Genomic DNA, 17,220 nt, shown 5'->3' with positions numbered 1-17,220 from the left:
AGGCAATTCAGTTGAGGGCTTGGGCACGCTGATAGGCTGCTTTTACGGTTTGGATTAGGGTTCCGCGCACGCCAGCCGTTTCTAGCACCTCAATCCCCGCAATGGTGGTACCCGCCGGGCTGGTCACTGCGTCTTTGAGTTGCGCCGGATGGATCTCGCGCTCGTCGAGTAATTTCACTGTGCCTGCTATTGTGCCATAAACTAGCGTTTGTGTCAGCGATCGCGACAGGCCAACCGCCACGCCAGCATCACAGAGTGCTTCAACAATGAGGGCAATGAACGCAGGCCCAGACCCCGAAAGAGCAGTGACCGCATCCATCTGGTTTTCTCTGAGCACCACCACCTCCCCAAGAACACTCAACAGCTCTTTAACGGCCACCACCTCTGCTTCGGTGGCGGCACTGTCGGTAGCAAGGGCAATGACGCCGGCTCCCACTTGGGCGGGGGTGTTTGGCATCGCTCGAAACGTGAGCCGCTGGGGAAACAGGCGACGAAGCCGCGCACTGGGAATCCCCGCCATGATCGAGAGGACTGTACCGGGATGCTGCACAACAGAGCTATCTGCCAGCTCTGATTCAATCTCGCTAAAGACCTGCGGCTTAACAGCTAAGATAACCGTGTGGGCAGCGGCAACGTCAGAATTACTGGCCACCGTCACGCCGTAGGTGCTATGGAGATAGGCTTGCCGCTCAGGCGATCGCGCCGACACAATGACCTGATTTGCCCCATAGCCGTTGGCAAGCAGCCGCGATAGCATGGCTTCTGCCATGCGACCACAACCAAGGATACCGAGGGAGTAGGAACTAGGCACTGCGGGGCTGCGACTGGAGATCCCAAGGGGAAGCGGCCACCGGTGCTGTAGCTGGACGCACCCCTCCCACCTGCGTACTCACTTGGACACAGTTGGGGGTAAACAGAAAGATACTTTCACCAATGCGTTCTTGGTGACCATCAATCGTAAATGTGGCACCGGCAACAAAATCCACTGACCGCTGGGCTTGATCTGCTTCCATTAAGGTCAAGTTCAACACCACTGATTTGCGTTCTTTGAGGGCTTTGATCACCTCTGGCATTTCGCTAAAGCTGCGGGGTTGCATGACAATGACCTCTGCCACGGCGCCCCACCATCGTCCTGCATTCGGCATACCAATAACATTTGACCCGGTAGAGGCAGTCTCCATCCTAGGAGAAGGCGATGGCTCAGGATGGTGACCCAATGTTGGACGCGACATTGACCCTGACTCTGTGGGTGATTCCAACGTCAGTGTACTTGTGCCTGTAGCGACTGACGGGTCAGGATATTCCTCGTCATAGATTTCACCGTCTGGCGTGAGACCCATCAGGTCACGTAGTTTGCCCAACATAACGACTCACCATTGCTCCCAATAAATTTATGAGTTGGTAAAATACAACCGACTTCTTTTGCCAAAAAGGATTAGCAAAAGAATAAGCTAATGTCCAGATTCTATCTCGTGTTTCAACATCCTAATTTGCGCAGGAGGCTGCGACATTATGCACAAGTGTCCAAAGCAAATTGGGGACTAAAACAATGAGAGACCCTAGCTGGACATTTTACATCAAAGCTGTAGAAAAACATTGATTTGGCCTAAAGTTTCCCGTTTTTGCATGACTTTGTCAAGGGTGACGTTGTGTATAACTAGAGGCAAAGTCTATATAAGTTAAAGTCTATATAAATTTATATAAGTAATTTATATAAAGTCTGACGCGTCAGCCAGCGGTACGCTAAACCAGAAGCATGCCCCTTGAGGCGGGGTACTCTCAACGCCAATATCGCCGCCATGGGCAGTGATAATTTGCCGACACAGGTAAAGCCCTAGGCCAATGCCTGTACGGTGGTGAGCCGCAGCACCCCGGTAGTACAGGTCAAAGAGATGGGGACGCTGTTCGGGCTGAATGCCGACCCCATTATCTGCAACGGTGCAGTAGAGCATCCCGTCCTTGGCGATCGCCCCAAAGCTGAGGGTCAGTCCCGGAGGATTATGCTTGAGGGCATTGGTAATCAGGTTTTCATAGACCCGGCGCAATTGCTCAGGATCCACCTTGGCAGGCGGTAGGGTGTCACTGACCTGCTGCTGAACCTGGGTATTATTTTTTTCCAATAACGGTTTTAAGTCAATTAACACCTGCTCCAGCAGGGTGGCCACAGAGGTCGGGGTGCATTGCAGCGGCAGTGACTGGTTGTTGTCTAGGTGGATGTGTAAAAGGGTTTCTACAAGGTTAAGTTGCCGTTGTTGGCTCTGGTGAATGCGCTCAATCGTCGCGCGGGGCACAACCACACTATCGCCAGTTTGGGAGTGCAACAGGTGATTGAGTAGCATCATCGTTCCCATGACGGGGGTGCGCAAATCGTGGGACACCGCGTGCAAAAACACGTCTTTGAGGTGGTTGAGTTCCTCCAGTTCCCGCATCTTTTGCTGTAACTGCTCTGTGCGCTCCGCCACTTGGTATTCTAAATTCGCATTCAGTGCCGCAAGCTGTTGGTACAGTTCTGCCTGTTGCAGGGCGATCGCCACTTGGGTAGCCAATTGCTCTAGAAACTGCTGTTCGTAGGGTTGCCATTGTCGGGGTGCACTGCACTGATGCACCCCCAAAAGCACGCGATCGCCCAAATAATCGTGTTGAATTGGAATTAATAGACAAGACTGAATATGATGCTGACGATATAGCTCCCCTAGGGCAGGATCATCGTCGGGGAGGGGCTGGCAAGAAATCGATTGACTGGTGTGCAACAGCCACGTGCGGTAGTGACCATTGTGCAGCAGTAATTCTAAATGAGTCTCCCACTCCGGTGCCATGGCCGCAGCGACAATGCGAATTTGGCCGGAGCCAAGGTTGAGGCAGGCAATAAAGACGCGATCGCTTTGGAGGTAATTGCGGACTTCGAGCACCGTTGTCCGCAAAATATCTGGCAGGTCGAGGGTTTTGCGAATACGCAGGGCAATTTCCGCAAGGAGATGTTGGCGTTGTGCCGCCATTTGCACACTCTGCTCCGCCAGTTTCCGCTGGGTAATATCGCGCACCCCCACCACCCGCGCTCGGCGACCTTGGTAGGTAATCCATTTGCCCTGTACTTCCACAATCAGGGTTTCACCGCTTTTTGTGCGAGCCAATGCTTCAAAGGGCTGCTCACGGGGGGCGCGGATTCGATCTAAAATCAATTGCTGCGACGTGGGATGGGTGAGCACCAAGACCGACTGCCCCACCAACTCAGCACTGGTGTAGCCAAACAGTTGTTCCGCCGCCGTGTTGAGATCCACAATTTGCCCCTGCTCGTGGATAATCACCGCCTCAGAGGTGGCCTGAAAGAAACTTGCAAGGCGGGCTTCGCTTTGCTCTAGTGCCGCAAGGGTGCGATGACGCTCGCGGGTTTCAATGGCAAGGGACACCAAATCCGCAAGGGAGGCAGCAAACTGCTCTTCGGCCACTGTCCATTGGCGGGCAGTACCAATATGCTCATGGCAGAGAATACCCACCATTCTGCCTTCAACCCAAATGGGCACATCCAAGAGGGAGGTAATGCCCAAAGGGTCTAAGTACGCTGTGCAAAACTCCTGTGTACGGGGATCACTCCTTGCATCGTCTGCGGTAATGGTGCGCTCCTGCTGCAGTGCTGTGAAATACTGCGGATAGTCCGCTGCCGCCAGCGTCATGCCTGCTGTAAACACGTGGGCAGAGTGTTGAAATAACTGGACACACTCAATCTCTTGGCGATCGCCTGTATAAAACCACAGGCTCACCCGCTCCACATTCAGGCTACGGGCACTGGTACTCAGGACATCTTGGAGCAATTGCTCGAAGCTATCCTCTTGGAACTGCTGTCGCCGCGCCAGTTGCACTAAAATGCGGTTTAGACGTTGCAGTTGCTCCAGCCCCTTGCTCATCAGTGGAGAACTCCAGCAGCCAAGAACGGTCTAGCTAGAAGCACCGGCTGATTCAGCAACAAACTCTAGGGAGGCTGAATTAATGCAGTAACGCAACCCTGTAGGGGGCGGACCATCCTCAAACACATGGCCAAGGTGCGCATCACAGGTATTGCACAACACTTCAGTACGCACCATCCCATGGGACAGATCCTGCTCCAGACGAATTGACTGGGGATCAACAGGCTGCCAAAAGCTCGGCCAACCACTCCCAGAATCATACTTGGTATCAGAGCGAAATAGCGGGGTGCCACAACAGACGCAGCGGTAAAGACCGGGTTGTTTGTTGTTCCAATAGCAGCCCGTAAAGGCTCGCTCAGTCCCTTTTTTGCGGGTTACGTAAAATTGCTCAGGGGTTAACTGAGCCTGCCATTGCGCATCGGTTTTTATCACCTTAGCCATTATTTCCTCATGAGCGATAACGTTCGGCGAATGCTGATCTCAATCTCTAGGATAATCAGCAGACGGTTCTCCGTCTAGGACACCGGTAGGAGTAAGCCGGCAAGCTGTTGCCAAGAACTTTGCCAAAGGTTCCCCGCCAAGGGGAAAATGTAAGGGCAATCCTGCCGTTTTTGTCTGGTTATGCCCGTTTCGCTGCCACCCACCTTTGACCTATGGTCTGAGCATGACTTTTGTACCTATGTCAGTGGGGTGATAGCGGCTGCCCAGCAAGCCGGATGTCAGTTCCTTAGCGTTGGGGCAGCATTACCGGCCATTGATCCCCTAAGAGTTATGGCCGCACTGATGCACGCAAGTGGCCAAACGGATCACTTTTACATTGAGCAACCTCACCCCGGAGAGATTGTTGCCGCCTGTGGGCGAGTTGCGGCTACTGTAGCCACTGGAGAGCAGCGGTTTCAAGCCCTCCAAGGCTTTAGTGAACAGACCCTCAACCATATTTGGGCGGCTGCCCCTGCGGAACCACGGGTGTTCTGCCAGTTCGCCTTCCGGGATGCTGCGACCACCGCCATGAACCGAGCTTTTTTACCCCGCTGGCAAATTATTCAACGCCAAGGCCACGCCTTCCTAACGCTAAACGGTCGCCTCGACGGGTTGAGCAGCTCTGAGGTATCCCTGTGGCAGGACTGGCAATTGCTGTGGAGCACGCTGGCCAGTGTCCTTGAAACACCTGTATCGTCCCCCCCGCCACTGGCGATCGCCCTTCCCTCCCTAGCAGAGCAATCACAGTCCTTCATCATCGGCGTCAACCGTGCCCTCAAACTCTTAGACGAGGGGCTGCTAGAAAAACTGGTTCTTGCCTGTACCACAACCATTGAGCACCCTACTGGCTTTAACTGGCTAGGCACCCTGCAAAACCTACGCCAGCAGTACCGCAATTGTTACGTCTTTAGCGTCGGCTCCAATTGGCAGGATGTTTTTTTAGGGGCCAGCCCAGAGCGACTGGTGAGCATCGGGGATGGCTTGCTTTGGGCAGATGCCCTTGCAGGGTCGCGCCCTCGCGGACAAACCGATCACGAAGACCAAACCCTACGCCACGGACTGTACCATAGCCCCAAAGAGCGACATGAGCATCAGGTCATTGTTGAGTTTCTCTGCCAAACCCTAGATCAGATGGGGATGACCTGTGAATTTTCCACAGAGCCACGGATCTTAGAATTGAGCAATATTCAGCATCTACAAACGCTGATTCAGGCACGGGTTTGCCAACCCATCCATATCCTAGAGATTGTTGCGGCTCTGCACCCCACGCCCGCAGTGGCGGGCTACCCCCGCGCCACGGCACGATACTGGCTAAGCCATTTAGAACAGTTTGACCGTCATGGCTATGCCGCTCCCCTCGGCTGGGTAACCCCTCAAGGGGAAGGTGAATTTATTGTGGGGATTCGCTCCGCCCACCTCCAGGGACAGTACGCCCATTTATTTGCAGGAGCGGGAATTGTCAAAGGCTCCGAGCCAGAGCGAGAGTGGCAGGAAATCCTCCTAAAGCTACAGGCAATGATATCGGCTCTTGCCTAGCGGTGTGGCGGCGGTTTCTTAGTCATCGTCAGCATTGGCAGGGGTTGCGATGACTGGGGCGGCAGGGCATACTGTGCCACTTTCTCCGGTAAGGAACGCTGCCGTGGAGATTGCAACCAACGGTACACAAGTGCACTGCCCATGAGTCCAACCCCCACAACCAGCAACCCGCCATATCCCCCCGCCCCTCCAATGGCCAAATCGACACTCCCCATCACCACCAGAAAGGCAGAAATGGGTTCTTTGCGATAGGCGGTACGCAGAAAACGCGGATAAATCATAGGTTGTTGTGCGGTTGAGTCAACATCAGCATACTAAAGAGATTGCGATCGCAGTGCAGATGAAGTAGCAATTTTTGTATTGGGGCACCACAGATGCAGAATCTCTCAACCCTTCTAACTCCTATCCTGACAAATTTGCGCGAGCCTGTGCACAGGGCTGAGGCAGATACTTCTACCCCAACCCCTAGGTGGCTCAAGGCGGCAGAACGTCTAGTAGGTCTCGACGTGCCAGCGACCTTCTTTTTTCAGGGTGCCTTTGAGGAAGTCTTGCCAGTCAGCGCCGTTTTTCGCGGCGGCAGCGGTCATGGCTTCATCAATGCCCGGCTCCATGCCCTTTAGACCACACATATAAACGTGGGTATTCTTCTTCTGAAGCAGTTGCCATAGTTCGTCGGCGTGTTCGGCAATACGGTTCTGGATGTACATTTTGCCGCCATCGGCGGTTTTTTGCTCGCGACTAATGGCGTAGGTGAGCCGGAAGTGATCGGGATACTGCTGTTGTAACTCTTCGAGTTGCTCTTTGTAGAGAATGTTAGCTGTGTAGGCAACGCCAAAGAAGAGCCACGCTAAGCCTTTAAACTGATAGTCTGCATGCTGCTCTTTGAACATCCGCCACAGGAAGGCGCGGAAGGGGGCAATCCCTGTACCGGTGGCCAGCATGATAATGGTTGCTTCGGGATCATCGGGGAGGAGCATTTCCTTACCGACAGGGCCGGTGATTTTGACTTCGTCTCCGGGTTGCAGCTTGTTCAGGTAGGAGGAGCACACACCATAGACGGTTTCCCCCGTTTCCTTGTCTTTGTACTCTAGTTGGCGCACGCACAACGAGACGGTTTTATCGTCTAGGTAATCGCCATGGCGGGTGGAGGCAATAGAGTAGAGGCGCAGTTTGTGGGGCTTGCCGTTGGCATCGGTGCCCGCTGGAATAATGCCAATACTCTGACCCTCTAGATAGCGTAAATCGGTGTTGGAAATGTCAAAGACAATGTGCTTGACGGTGCCTTCACCGCCTTCTTTGACTAATTCTTCGTTAGAGATGACTTTGCCGATACAGGGATTGTTGGGGCGGTAAATATTGACGGGAATATCAACTTTCTTTTCTTTTGCTGGTTGAGGTGCAGCGGCTTCAGGAGTGCTAGGAGGGGTTGGCTGGGTATTAGCCTGTAAAGGAGCAGAGCCATCAAGGGGTTGAATGCTGATGATTTTGCCTCCCCAGCGGCTAATTTGCTGCATAAACTGGTTCATGCGCTCATAGGGGACGTTAAAAAATTGGCTGCCACTGTTGCGAATGGAATGATTCGTTTTATCGGTTTCAGCATTTTGCCGCAGTCCTACCACTTCATAGCGGAACACCCGACTGCCAAAGTTGGTCGCGTTATACATTGGTTACACCATCTCCAAAAATCATTAACTCAGCTTTACATTCTGCAACAGAACGTCCCAACCGCGATACTCAATTACGTTTCGGCGACAGGAATGACCCTTTTTACTGCTACCGCAGATTTTTGGCCACACATATTATACCGACCTCAGGCAACGGCTAGGGGTGCTGATCCGCTTGCTGGCGGTACCTGAGGGGTTGGTTGAGGTCATTCACGGCAGTGGGGTAGGTTTGAATACTGTAGCGATCGCGCCCGGAGCGTTTGGCATGGTACAGAGCCGCATCTGCACTGGCGATCAGCTCAGCAATGGGGCAATCGATAGAGCTGGCGGTGGCAATACAAATTCCTGCGCTGAGGGTGAGGTAGGGTTGCACTGGGGAGGCCGCGTGGGGAATGTTGAGACTGCGAATGTAGTTAAAAATGCGCTGCAGGACGCAGATAGCGACATCATGGTGGGTTTGCCGCAACAGGAGAACAAATTCTTCGCCGCCATAGCGCGCCACCAGATCTGCCTCGCGCACTTGGGATTGGATGGCTTTGGCAACCCGCTGCAAGGCGCGATCGCCCGCCAGATGCCCATAGGTGTCGTTGTAGAGCTTAAAGTGATCGATATCGAGCATGGCAACTGCTAGGGGCGTAGAGTGGCTGTAGGCTTCGTGCCATCCATGGCGTAACCCAGCTTCAAAGGCGCGCCGATTGGCTAATTGGGTAAGGCTGTCGCGATGGGACATACTCTGGAGGTAGCGGTTCTCGGCCTCTAGGGCGTGCTGTCGTTGCTCTAGTTCAACGATCAGGGCTGTTTGTCGAGCCATCTGTTGTTGCAGTTTTTCAAATTGATACCGCTGTTGAATAAACGCTTGGAGGAACTGCCGCTGTTTGCGCACCCGCAATAGAATGGCGGGGGGCTTTAGAAAGTGAATGCCAACGGCTTCGACTTCAATTTTCTGCGCCTGATTTGCTGCTTGCTTCAGAACTAAACTACCGGGTACCATTGTGGTGGCCTGCTGCCAAAGTTTTAGGTTCTTCTGCAATTGCTCTGTGGGAGTGGCCACCCAGGCCGCAATGGATTGACCGAGGAACGGATCGCCACTGCACCGATGGTTGTCTTCAATACGACCAAAAAACTCACGGGCAGCGCTATTAATCGCTAGAATCTTGCCTGCGCTATCGAGCACAAGGATTGGCTCTGGCAGCAGCTCAATCCATAACGCTAAGCCTGACGTGCTATCCATCATTGCCCCTGCTGTTAACAACTTGGCGAACTGTCAATCGTCTTTTGACTGCTCTAGTTTGTAGTACTCTCGACCCATCGCGGCTTGGGCAGCTGCTGAAGGGCGGGTATAAACCACGACGCGACAGCCCTGATCACCGTTCGCGATCGCCCCTTCAATACACACTTTGGCATAGCCTAGGTGGTGGGCGGTAATCACGCCAAAGACATTGGAGGTCATCATGCATAGGGATGGATGCCCCACAACCCCGCTGCCCAAAGGACAGCGGTGATTCCCAAGAACAATGCGATCGGCATCCTGCTCAACAATAAAAAACTGCCCTTCAATGCGGTTTTTCAGATCAACAAGAATTTTGGCGACAACTTCCGGCGGCACGAGGCGATCGCCCATTGCCTCTTGGTAAATTTGATTGATCTCATTGCCCATCTGCTGCCCCACAAGGGCAATGAACCCCGAGGCATCGTCAACTCCCACAACCTCCTCAAGGGTACCGGCCAGATAGCTCAGCAAACTTTGCAGGAAACTAGATAGCTTTAGGGGCACCTCAAGGGTGCTAACATCAGAGTTAGCCTCAGAAGAAGCAATATACGCACTAGCCATAAGCGCCTATAACGTGTTTTGTGGTGTTTTTGGTTATGAAAAATTTATAAAATCTTATACCGGTCTATTCTAGAGATAGACAGCTATTGTGTTGCAGAGCGTTACATTTATTCACAAAATTTTGTCTTGTTGCTGTCGATAGGAGGGGGTTATCGAGCACCATTGCAAGTCACTACTCATTACCGGCGTTGACACTGGTGTCGGTAAAACCGTTATTACGACGGCGCTGTGGAGCTACGGGCAGCAGTATGCCCCCCAGCAGCAGTGGGGAATTTTTAAGCCGATGCAAAGCGGAACCGCCGTTGAGCCGGGCGATCGCCAACACTATTGTGACACCTTGCCCCTGAACCAAACCCCTGAAGAAGTGTGCCCCGTGAGTTTTGCTGCCCCCCTTGCGCCACCCATGGCTGCACTGCTGGAAGAGCGGCAAATCGACTTAGTCCCAGTGTGGCAGACCTATGAGAAACTTCAGCAACGCTGCGATCGCCTACTCGTTGAAGGGATTGGTGGTTTGGGGTCACCCATTACGTGGGAGTGGACGGTGGCGGATTTGGCGGCAGCATGGCGCTTACCCATTGTGTTAGTGGCAACGGTGCGCTTGGGGGCGATCGCCCAGATTGTGGCCAATGTTGCCCTTGCCCGCCAGTACAAGCTGGAACTGCGCGGCCTGATCTTGAACTGTGTCACCCCGTGCACTGATAGCGAGATCCAACAGTGGACACCACCACACTTCCTTACCCAGTTGACTCAAGTACCGGTACTGGGGGTTTTGCCCTATGGCACTCACTCCCCTGCAGATTTGGTGGCGATCGTGGCGGACTGGCCGCTGGACAACCTCTGGGGTTAAATATCCGGTCACTATAGGAGGGGCTTATGCAGGAAACCGCACAACGCATCGGTACAGTTGCCCAACACAGTGGCCTCCCCATTAAAACCATCCGCTACTACGCAGAGTTAGGCTTACTCAAAGTCAGCGGCAGAACAGAGGGGGGCTATCGGCTCTTCAGTGAGGATGTCTTTGTGCGCCTGAGCTTTATTAAGCGCGCCCAACACCTCGGCTTAACCCTTGCAGACATCAAAGAACTACTGGATATTTACGATCGCGGTGAATTGCCCTGCGATCGCGTCAAGGAAAAGCTCGTGCAGCAGATAACAGCGGTGGAGCGGCAAATTCAACAGATGCAAGACCTCAAGCAGGAACTGCAAGGGCTTCTGCACGGTTGGTCAACCATTCCCCGGCCATCTGAGCACACGATTTGTCCCATTCTGCAGCAGCGGCTCTCAGGTGCTTAGCGCTATATCCGGGGAAAATTAAAGATCATTTTGGCACTATATTGCAAATATCTTTCAATTAGGCTAAGCTCAAAAATGAAAAAATAATTCAAAAAAAATCCCCCCACTAGGGGGCAAAGGTTCGTGCGTTTCTTGAAGCGGTTATGGGTAAGGGTCAACAAACTAAGGAAAAAATGGCAGCATACAAAGCTAGGGGAGGCCACTCCTTGCTTTATCCGATTATCCCTTTAGACTGTCGTTGGCAAGGAAGTGGGCGATATGGTAGGCACGCTCTTCGGTTTTGAGCAGGATTTGATCGTAGAGGTAAGCAGTGGCGCGATCGCCCAAGGACTCCGCCTGCGTTGCCTGTTGCCGCAAAATTTGTATTACCGCCTGTTCCGCCGCCAGATCGTGGCTCAGCATGTGTCGGCAGCTAAATGCCCCTTCCGGCTCAGGGCTGAAGCAACACAGGGCAGCCAACTGCTCAAAGCCTGCCACGGGAACACCTCCTAAGCCATTCAGGCGTTCCCCCAAATCATGAACGTGCCCCTGCACCTGCTCGTAGCAATGTTGGAAAAACTCGTGTAGTTGGTAAAACTCCGCACCCTCCACCACAAAATGATGTTTTTGATACTGCAAGTACAAGGCTTGAAAACTGGCCAAGAGTCGATTCATGCCTTCGCAAACGGGAGTCGTCGTGCTGCGATCCAGCAGGACAACAGTGTCAACCATGTCGCCAAACCCTTGGCGAGGCAGTGTCGTCGTAGTCATGGGGATAGGCTCCTAAACGGCAGGACTTACCTCCATACTAAGTGAGCCTAGGGCTGTTTTCAACAATGGAGTACTTATTGAATGTCTATAAACCCCATAGTTATTGCAGTTAACTGGCAACTACGCTGGAGCATCTACCAGCGACTGACCCTGTTGGGCATTTCCTGCCGCTATGCGCCCCATCAACCCCTTGAAGTAGAGGTGCACTCACCCACCACCGCCCTGTATATTTGGTCAGTGGTACGGCAACTGACGGCTGATCGTGCTACCTTGGTAAATTGGTTAGAGCGCTGCTGGCAGCTTCAGGACATTCCCCCTAGCCTTAACAACTGGGGAGGTGGGGAGCCGACCTCACTCAACTCTTGATTTGCCCGTTGAGCCAATGCACCCACCCCGGCAATTGTGCAATGACGACCCTAATTCCCGTTCCTCTCCCTCATCAGTCCTACTGCATTGCGATTCGTGCCGGCAGCCGCCTAGCCTTACCCCAGCTTTTGGCGGAACACACCCCACTCAGGCCAAATGCACCAGCGCTGATTGTCTCGAACCCGCAAATTTGGCGGCACTACGGTTGTGCGATTCAAGCGGTACTAGAGGAGCACGGCTGGCAGGTAACTCCCTGCGTGTTGCCCGCAGGCGAGCGGTATAAAACCTTAAAAACCCTTCAGAAAATCTATGATGCAGCCTTAGCTCAGCGTCTAGAGCGGGGATCTACGCTTTTTGCCTTGGGTGGCGGCGTCATTGGCGATATGACTGGTTTTGCTGCGGCAACGTGGCTACGGGGAATTGCGGTGGTTCAAATCCCCACCAGCCTGTTAGCCATGGTCGATGCCGCCATCGGGGGTAAAACTGGGGTTAACCACCCCCAAGGGAAAAATCTGATTGGGGCGTTTCATCAGCCACGCTTAGTCGTGGTCGATCCAGAGGTGCTGGCCACGCTGCCACCACGGGAGTTTCGTGCCGGTATGGCTGAGGTGATTAAGTATGGTGTCATTTGGGATCCCCAACTATTTGAGCTATTGCAATCCCTCCCCCGCTTAGATCGCATCAGTGCTCTTTCGGTGGATCAACTAGCGTCTATTCTCCAGCACTCCTGTCAGGCCAAGGTTGATGTCGTTAGCAAAGATGAACGGGAAGCAGGACTGCGGGCTATTTTGAACTATGGCCATACCATTGGCCATGCCCTTGAAAGCATGGGGCAATACCGGGTGTTTAATCATGGGGAAGCGGTGGCTGTGGGGATGGTGGCAGCCGGGGAGTTGGCGATCGCCCTTGGCTACTGGTCTGAGACCGAGGCAGCCGCCCAGCGGCAATTAATCCACAAAGCAAACCTACCTACTACTATCCCGAGCCAGTTTGATGTGCATGGATTAGTTGCCCTGCTGCAGCACGACAAAAAGGTACACTCACAAAAAGTACGCTTCATCCTGCCTACCGCCATTGGCCATGCTGAGATTGTTGAACAGGTGCCCAGTGAGTTAATTCTGGCCACCCTCAAAACGCTGCAACGCTGATCTATCACCGACAGTGCCTTAGTCAGGGAGATCTTCTAGAGACAACCCCTTTTTGCTGGCCTTGAGTTGCTTCCAGAGCACGCTTATCTGGTCGAAGGCGTCTTGGGGCGAGATCTTGCCACTGGTTTCTAGGCAGGCAATATAGCTAACTTTGGTGGCAAATTCCTGTAAATTGGCATTAAACACAAAATTGGCAGGCGTAAAGTCGCCGTGATAGGGACGTTGGCAATGTAAAAAATCGTATCTATTCATGATGTCTTATCCTGGTGCTCTTATTGCTTAACCTCGCCTTAACTCTATTTTAACCAAATATTTCCGAATGCCTGTAGCACACTGAACACTTCACTAAAAAGACTAAAAAGCCCCACCTTCGTTCAAAGGTGAGGCACTACAAAAGCAAGGCTAGCCATCTACTATGGCTGCATTATGCGGTTTTGAATATTGGGGGGCATACTGTTAGGGCTAGGGGAGTACTGATAGCCATAACCGGCATTTTGGGAGTCATCCACAATTTTCGGCGTGACCATCACCACTAGCTCGTTTCGCTGGCGCTGATTGCTTTCGCGCCGGAAGAGCCGCCCCAGGAGGGGAATATCGCCCAAGATCGGAATTTTAGTTACCAGTGACCGGTCTTGATCTTGGATAATCCCAGCCAAAAGCAAGGTTTGCCCATCCCGCAGGCGAATCCGTCCCGACTCCATCCGCCGCTGCGACAAGAGGGTGCCGGTAGAAGGGTTGGCAACGCCCGGAAAGACAACGGAGTAGGTACCGCTGGGGGCACTCACCTCGGGGGACAGTTGCAGGGTTACAAAACCATTGTCATCAATCTGATCCACCGTGACGTTAAAGATAACCCCGGCCGGACGAATAATAGGGGTAATGGTGGTTGCTGCAACCGCTGCACCACTACCGGTTCCAGTGGTACTCGCTTGGGACTGAATCCCCGAGAAGATTTCTTGGGTCAGGTTCACCTGCGCGGCACTTCCTTCTTGGATGACAAGGGTAGGATTCGTCAGAATCGTGGCATTACCGGTTTGGATAGATAACTGAAGCTGGGCAAAAAAGTTACTCAGGGCTTGCCCCACCCCTAAACCAGGTACTGAAAACCCCGGCACACCCACTCCCGGCAATACAAATTGTTGCGGCGGGGCAGTCTGATCATTGACGATGTTGCCAGCGCCATCGAGCGTAACGGTTCGCTCTGGCCCCAGTAAAAATCGCTCCGGTGGGAAGGCGACGGGGGGTTGGATCACTTGTCCGCCGGGAACCCCACTAGGTAAGGTGCCCCGCTGCACGGTTAGACCGGTGGCATCAAAAATTGCCCCAAAGAGGGAGGAGCCAAAGTTAGTGACTAAGTCAGCGTTGGCGGTGCGCCCGCGCAGAAGGTTCACATCAATGAACTTCACGTTCACCATGACTTGGCGTTTGCGCACATCGAGCTGCTGAATGAGCTGGGTCGCAATTTCTACTTTTCGCGGAGTCCCCACGAGGGTAATTGTATTGGTGCGCGGGTCGCCCATGACTTCTAGGCCGCGCAGGAGAGTACCGCGACACACTTTCTCAAGGTTCGCACCGGCAACGTTAAAGTTAACGGTTTCGTCACAGGCGGGTGCGTTCGGGGCGATCGCTACATCCCGCAGGTTAGCGCCATACATCTCCAACAGTTGCACGGCACCGAGTTGAATATCAATCTCGCCCATGGTGGACTGCCGCACAACCGAGGTTTCTGCCGTTGCACCAGCACTTCCGCCACTGCCACCAGTACCAACCCCAGCTACCGAGCCACCGGTCTGGGCGATAGAAATCTGTTGCCGGGTGTTGCCCGCCAGACCAAAGACCCGCATTTGATTCAGGCGGATGGTTCGGACAATGCGGTTCTGGGCATCAGGGGGTAAAAACTGACCAACAAAGATGGTTCGCCCTTGGCGATTTGCCTTCAGGTTCGCCACCCGCAGGACATAGTTAAACACATCCTGTACAGACTCATTTTCAATGTCGAGGGAAATGGTGGTTCCGCCAGCATCCCCATTGCCCTCCGGAAAGACGACGTTCATCCCTGCAGCCCGAGCAAGGAGTGATAACACCTCCCGAACGGGGGCTTCCCGCAGCAGTAGGCGGGGAATGCGCTCATTGGTTGCCAACGACACAACGTCAGGATCAGCGTTGATAGGGCTAATGAGCATATCGCCAACGGGGGGAGCCACTGCTCGGGGTAAAAAGGGTGGCACTGCCCCAGCACTGGGAGGCGTTGCCATCGGCTGTCCTGTGGGGGGAACTTGCGGGCCAGCAGGGCCTTGGGCAGTAATAAAATTCATTTGCAGGCCATCGCGTCCCTCCCGGATCACTTCGGCAATGGGGGCAGCACTAATGCCATTGACTAACACCCGAATGGTTTGGGCATCGAGTTGCACCACTTCCACCGAAGAAATGCCCGGCGCAGGATTATCTTGACGAAATGCCCCTCCCTGAGGGAGCCGCAGTTGACTGTTGGGAATATCTGCTAAGGATGTGTTGCCGCGATTAATGGTAAAGACCGCTGGCCGCACGTTGCCTTGAATGTTGAACAGGAGTTGAATGCCGTTAGGTGCCGTCACAAGACGAATCCCAGTAATTTCGGTACTGGTTGCCAAGGTTGGCGTTTGACTTGCGGCAATGATGGCCGTTGTGGCCACCCCCAAACTAAGACGATGTAATAGCTGACTCACGATGCTTGACTCCTCACAAATGCCACCAAAGTTTTGGAAGAATTATTGCTGCTTGTTTTTGCCGACGCTGTTGAACTCACTCCTAAAAAAGTACGTTACCTCCTGTGATACCATTCGCTACTGCTGTGGCTGCTGTTGTTGCTCTTGCTGCTGCTGCTGTTCACCCCCTGTTCAGGTGGCGGTGCCAACGCAGCAATTTCCTCGGGAGTCAGGGGAACATAGGCCATGAGCTTGAAGGTGCAAATGACGTCCCCAGGCTTATCGGTGACTCGCTCCATTGTTAAGTTATTGATTACAAGAAAGTTTTGTTGTTGATCAATTTTTTGCATAACTGCAACAACATTCGCGAAGTCACCTTGAATGGTAACGTTGGTCACCTGTCGTTTTAGTTTGGCATTTAATTCGGGGCCAAGGGAGCCATCTTGGACAATTCCTGAAGCTGCACTGTCCGGTTCAAAGCTGTTTAGCTGAGCGCCGCTGTTGAGGATGAGACGATTGATGTCTAACAGCAGGGTGTTCAGGGCATCTTGGGTGGCAAACAGAGAGCGGACATCGGTATTTTCTGCTTTAGCGCGTTCTAGGGAAGCGATGACATCGTTTAGCTGCTTGAGGATGACTTCTCGCTGGGAGAGGTCGTTTTCCTGCTGGGTAATTTCTAGCTGCAATTTAGTCGCTTCCTCCGCTTTTGGAGCAATTAATAGTGTTGCTAGGTAAACGGCTCCCCCTAAGCCCACAAGGGCAATTAAAATACCACTGACAACCGGGGTAAGGGTGACCCCAAACAATGTGGGATAATTTGGCGCAGAGTCTTGAATCGGCGGCCCACCAAAATCACCAGTTAGGGTCATTGCTCTACGACTCCTTTTTCCTTGAGAAACTGAATGCGTGCCACTAAGCCTTCCACGCCATTGGCGGCCAGCTCTTCGAGCAGATCGGAGGCCGGAACCGAGGCGATCGCCGTTTTAATGCTGAAGGAGACCTCTACCGCAGTCTCTTCATTTGCTTTTCCCATGCGATCTGCTTTTACAAGTTGGGTAGCACTTCCGTCAAAGAAGGGGGAACGGTTTTGCAACAGCAGGAGGAACTCACTGACATCCTCAAAGGAGACTGCCGCCCCTTCAATGGTCAGCTCATTGCCCTTCTCCCCACCTTGGGTAATACGAGTAATTTGCAGTCCGGCTGGGATTTGAGTGGCCATATTACGCATCACTGCTGACCACGGTTTCACTTGGTTGAACACCGTTGCCAAGGCTTTGGTTTCTGCCTGAATGCGATCGGTCTCTTTCTTGAGTTCATCCATGCGCTGGAGATCTGGGGAAATGGCCGCTAAGCGGTCTTGGATACTTTGCTGCTTGGCCTTGAGCTGGTTCAACCACATTTCGGCGCCTATAGAGCCAAGAAGTGCTAGCCCCACAAAGAAGATGGCGGCCACACCACCAATAATGATAGGCACATTGCTGGCACCCCCAGCGGCAGGCGTTGCGGCGGCCATGCCACCAATTTCGGGGCGTTCTTTTAGGAGGTTAATCTCGACTGAGTACATGG

The 17,220-nt window shown here is 53.2% G+C and carries 18 protein-coding genes; 5 read left to right on the top strand and 13 right to left on the bottom strand.

Annotated features, from left to right (window positions below):
- Window positions 1–7: 7 nt before the first annotated feature.
- The 4 genes from proC to msrB form a co-directional block, all read right to left on the bottom strand.
- Window positions 8–811, bottom strand: a complete 804-nt coding sequence (gene proC / locus BRW62_RS03965) for a pyrroline-5-carboxylate reductase (protein ID WP_099798374.1) — start codon at window positions 809–811, stop codon at window positions 8–10.
- Window positions 804–1,364 (bottom strand): cell division protein SepF, encoded by a 561-nt coding sequence (locus tag BRW62_RS03960; RefSeq protein WP_099798373.1) that lies wholly within the window; start codon window positions 1,362–1,364, stop codon window positions 804–806. Before BRW62_RS03960 ends, proC begins: the two co-directional genes overlap by 8 nt.
- A gap of 345 nt (window positions 1,365–1,709) precedes the next feature.
- On the bottom strand, window positions 1,710–3,902 hold the full coding sequence (locus BRW62_RS03955) for a PAS domain-containing sensor histidine kinase (protein ID WP_099798372.1): 2,193 nt from the start codon (window positions 3,900–3,902) through the stop codon (window positions 1,710–1,712).
- A gap of 30 nt (window positions 3,903–3,932) precedes the next feature.
- Entirely contained in the window at window positions 3,933–4,343 is a 411-nt protein-coding gene (msrB, locus tag BRW62_RS03950; protein ID WP_099798371.1) for a peptide-methionine (R)-S-oxide reductase MsrB, read from the bottom strand.
- A 180-nt stretch (window positions 4,344–4,523) separates the two neighbouring features.
- On the opposite strand from msrB, the gene BRW62_RS03945 reads away from it, so the two are divergent.
- Entirely contained in the window at window positions 4,524–5,918 is a 1,395-nt protein-coding gene (locus BRW62_RS03945; RefSeq protein WP_099798370.1) for an isochorismate synthase, read from the top strand.
- Here BRW62_RS03945 and BRW62_RS03940 read toward each other — a convergent pair.
- The 4 genes from BRW62_RS03940 to BRW62_RS03925 all read right to left on the bottom strand — a co-directional run bounded on the left by BRW62_RS03940 (window position 5,915) and on the right by BRW62_RS03925 (window position 9,413).
- Window positions 5,915–6,199: a hypothetical protein gene (locus BRW62_RS03940; protein WP_099798369.1), complete on the bottom strand. Its 285-nt coding sequence runs from the start codon at window positions 6,197–6,199 to the stop codon at window positions 5,915–5,917. The two genes, BRW62_RS03945 and BRW62_RS03940, sit on opposite strands and share 4 nt — an antisense overlap.
- Window positions 6,200–6,409: 210 nt before the next feature.
- The gene (gene petH / locus BRW62_RS03935; protein WP_099798368.1) at window positions 6,410–7,582 is read right to left on the bottom strand and encodes a ferredoxin--NADP reductase; all 1,173 of its coding nucleotides are present in this window, start codon (window positions 7,580–7,582) and stop codon (window positions 6,410–6,412) included.
- Window positions 7,583–7,739: 157 nt separating this feature from the next.
- A complete protein-coding gene (locus BRW62_RS03930) occupies window positions 7,740–8,816 on the bottom strand; it encodes a sensor domain-containing diguanylate cyclase (RefSeq protein ID WP_099798367.1) in 1,077 nt (358 codons plus the stop codon).
- A gap of 30 nt (window positions 8,817–8,846) precedes the next feature.
- Window positions 8,847–9,413 (bottom strand): methanogen output domain 1-containing protein, encoded by a 567-nt coding sequence (locus tag BRW62_RS03925; protein ID WP_099798366.1) that lies wholly within the window; start codon window positions 9,411–9,413, stop codon window positions 8,847–8,849.
- A 151-nt stretch (window positions 9,414–9,564) separates the two neighbouring features.
- On the opposite strand from BRW62_RS03925, the gene bioD reads away from it, so the two are divergent.
- Together bioD and BRW62_RS03915 are read left to right on the top strand one after the other, a co-directional pair.
- The gene (gene bioD, locus BRW62_RS03920) at window positions 9,565–10,260 is read left to right on the top strand and encodes a dethiobiotin synthase (RefSeq protein WP_198406219.1); all 696 of its coding nucleotides are present in this window, start codon (window positions 9,565–9,567) and stop codon (window positions 10,258–10,260) included.
- Between the two features lie 26 nt (window positions 10,261–10,286).
- Complete coding sequence (locus tag BRW62_RS03915; protein ID WP_099798364.1) at window positions 10,287–10,706, top strand: heavy metal-responsive transcriptional regulator; 420 nt, start codon at window positions 10,287–10,289, stop codon at window positions 10,704–10,706.
- Window positions 10,707–10,925: 219 nt separating this feature from the next.
- Here the strand turns inward: BRW62_RS03915 and dpsA are convergent, their stop codons facing one another.
- Entirely contained in the window at window positions 10,926–11,456 is a 531-nt protein-coding gene (gene dpsA / locus BRW62_RS03910) for a DNA starvation/stress protection protein DpsA (RefSeq protein WP_099798363.1), read from the bottom strand.
- 81 nt (window positions 11,457–11,537) lie between these two features.
- Here dpsA and BRW62_RS03905 point away from each other — a divergent pair, with 81 nt between their 5' ends.
- Both BRW62_RS03905 and aroB read left to right on the top strand, forming a co-directional pair.
- Window positions 11,538–11,822 (top strand): Asr1405/Asl0597 family protein, encoded by a 285-nt coding sequence (locus BRW62_RS03905; protein WP_198406148.1) that lies wholly within the window; start codon window positions 11,538–11,540, stop codon window positions 11,820–11,822.
- Window positions 11,823–11,863: 41 nt separating this feature from the next.
- On the top strand, window positions 11,864–12,970 hold the full coding sequence (gene aroB / locus BRW62_RS03900) for a 3-dehydroquinate synthase (protein WP_099798362.1): 1,107 nt from the start codon (window positions 11,864–11,866) through the stop codon (window positions 12,968–12,970).
- An 18-nt stretch (window positions 12,971–12,988) separates the two neighbouring features.
- On the opposite strand, the gene BRW62_RS03895 is transcribed toward aroB, so the two are convergent.
- From BRW62_RS03895 to BRW62_RS03880, 4 genes are all read right to left on the bottom strand, one after another.
- Window positions 12,989–13,222 (bottom strand): DUF7219 family protein, encoded by a 234-nt coding sequence (locus BRW62_RS03895; RefSeq protein WP_099798361.1) that lies wholly within the window; start codon window positions 13,220–13,222, stop codon window positions 12,989–12,991.
- 161 nt (window positions 13,223–13,383) lie between these two features.
- Window positions 13,384–15,675: an AMIN domain-containing protein gene (locus BRW62_RS03890; RefSeq protein WP_099798360.1), complete on the bottom strand. Its 2,292-nt coding sequence runs from the start codon at window positions 15,673–15,675 to the stop codon at window positions 13,384–13,386.
- Between the two features lie 95 nt (window positions 15,676–15,770).
- Window positions 15,771–16,523, bottom strand: a complete 753-nt coding sequence (locus tag BRW62_RS03885) for a pilus assembly protein PilO (protein ID WP_099798359.1) — start codon at window positions 16,521–16,523, stop codon at window positions 15,771–15,773.
- Entirely contained in the window at window positions 16,520–17,218 is a 699-nt protein-coding gene (locus BRW62_RS03880; RefSeq protein ID WP_099798358.1) for a PilN domain-containing protein, read from the bottom strand. Before BRW62_RS03880 ends, BRW62_RS03885 begins: the two co-directional genes overlap by 4 nt.
- Window positions 17,219–17,220 lie beyond the last annotated feature (2 nt).

It is taken from the genome of Thermostichus lividus PCC 6715 (genome assembly GCF_002754935.1).
Taxonomy (GTDB): domain Bacteria; phylum Cyanobacteriota; class Cyanobacteriia; order Thermosynechococcales; family Thermosynechococcaceae; genus Thermosynechococcus; species Thermosynechococcus lividus.
Note: the sequence above shows the minus strand (reverse complement) of the source record. Positions and strands in the feature narration are given on the sequence as shown.

Coding starts and splice junctions, on each gene's coding strand:
- BRW62_RS03960 (WP_099798373.1), bottom strand. CDS start 1,364: ATGTTGGGCAAACTACGTGACCTGATGGGTCTCACGCCAGACGGTGAA.
- BRW62_RS03955 (WP_099798372.1), bottom strand. CDS start 3,902: ATGAGCAAGGGGCTGGAGCAACTGCAACGTCTAAACCGCATTTTAGTG.
- msrB (WP_099798371.1), bottom strand. CDS start 4,343: ATGGCTAAGGTGATAAAAACCGATGCGCAATGGCAGGCTCAGTTAACC.
- BRW62_RS03945 (WP_099798370.1), top strand. CDS start 4,524: ATGCCCGTTTCGCTGCCACCCACCTTTGACCTATGGTCTGAGCATGAC.
- BRW62_RS03940 (WP_099798369.1), bottom strand. CDS start 6,199: ATGATTTATCCGCGTTTTCTGCGTACCGCCTATCGCAAAGAACCCATT.
- petH (WP_099798368.1), bottom strand. CDS start 7,582: ATGTATAACGCGACCAACTTTGGCAGTCGGGTGTTCCGCTATGAAGTG.
- BRW62_RS03930 (WP_099798367.1), bottom strand. CDS start 8,816: ATGATGGATAGCACGTCAGGCTTAGCGTTATGGATTGAGCTGCTGCCA.
- BRW62_RS03925 (WP_099798366.1), bottom strand. CDS start 9,413: ATGGCTAGTGCGTATATTGCTTCTTCTGAGGCTAACTCTGATGTTAGC.
- BRW62_RS03915 (WP_099798364.1), top strand. CDS start 10,287: ATGCAGGAAACCGCACAACGCATCGGTACAGTTGCCCAACACAGTGGC.
- dpsA (WP_099798363.1), bottom strand. CDS start 11,456: ATGACTACGACGACACTGCCTCGCCAAGGGTTTGGCGACATGGTTGAC.
- BRW62_RS03905 (WP_198406148.1), top strand. CDS start 11,538: ATGTCTATAAACCCCATAGTTATTGCAGTTAACTGGCAACTACGCTGG.
- aroB (WP_099798362.1), top strand. CDS start 11,864: ATGACGACCCTAATTCCCGTTCCTCTCCCTCATCAGTCCTACTGCATT.
- BRW62_RS03895 (WP_099798361.1), bottom strand. CDS start 13,222: ATGAATAGATACGATTTTTTACATTGCCAACGTCCCTATCACGGCGAC.
- BRW62_RS03885 (WP_099798359.1), bottom strand. CDS start 16,523: ATGACCCTAACTGGTGATTTTGGTGGGCCGCCGATTCAAGACTCTGCG.
- BRW62_RS03880 (WP_099798358.1), bottom strand. CDS start 17,218: ATGTACTCAGTCGAGATTAACCTCCTAAAAGAACGCCCCGAAATTGGT.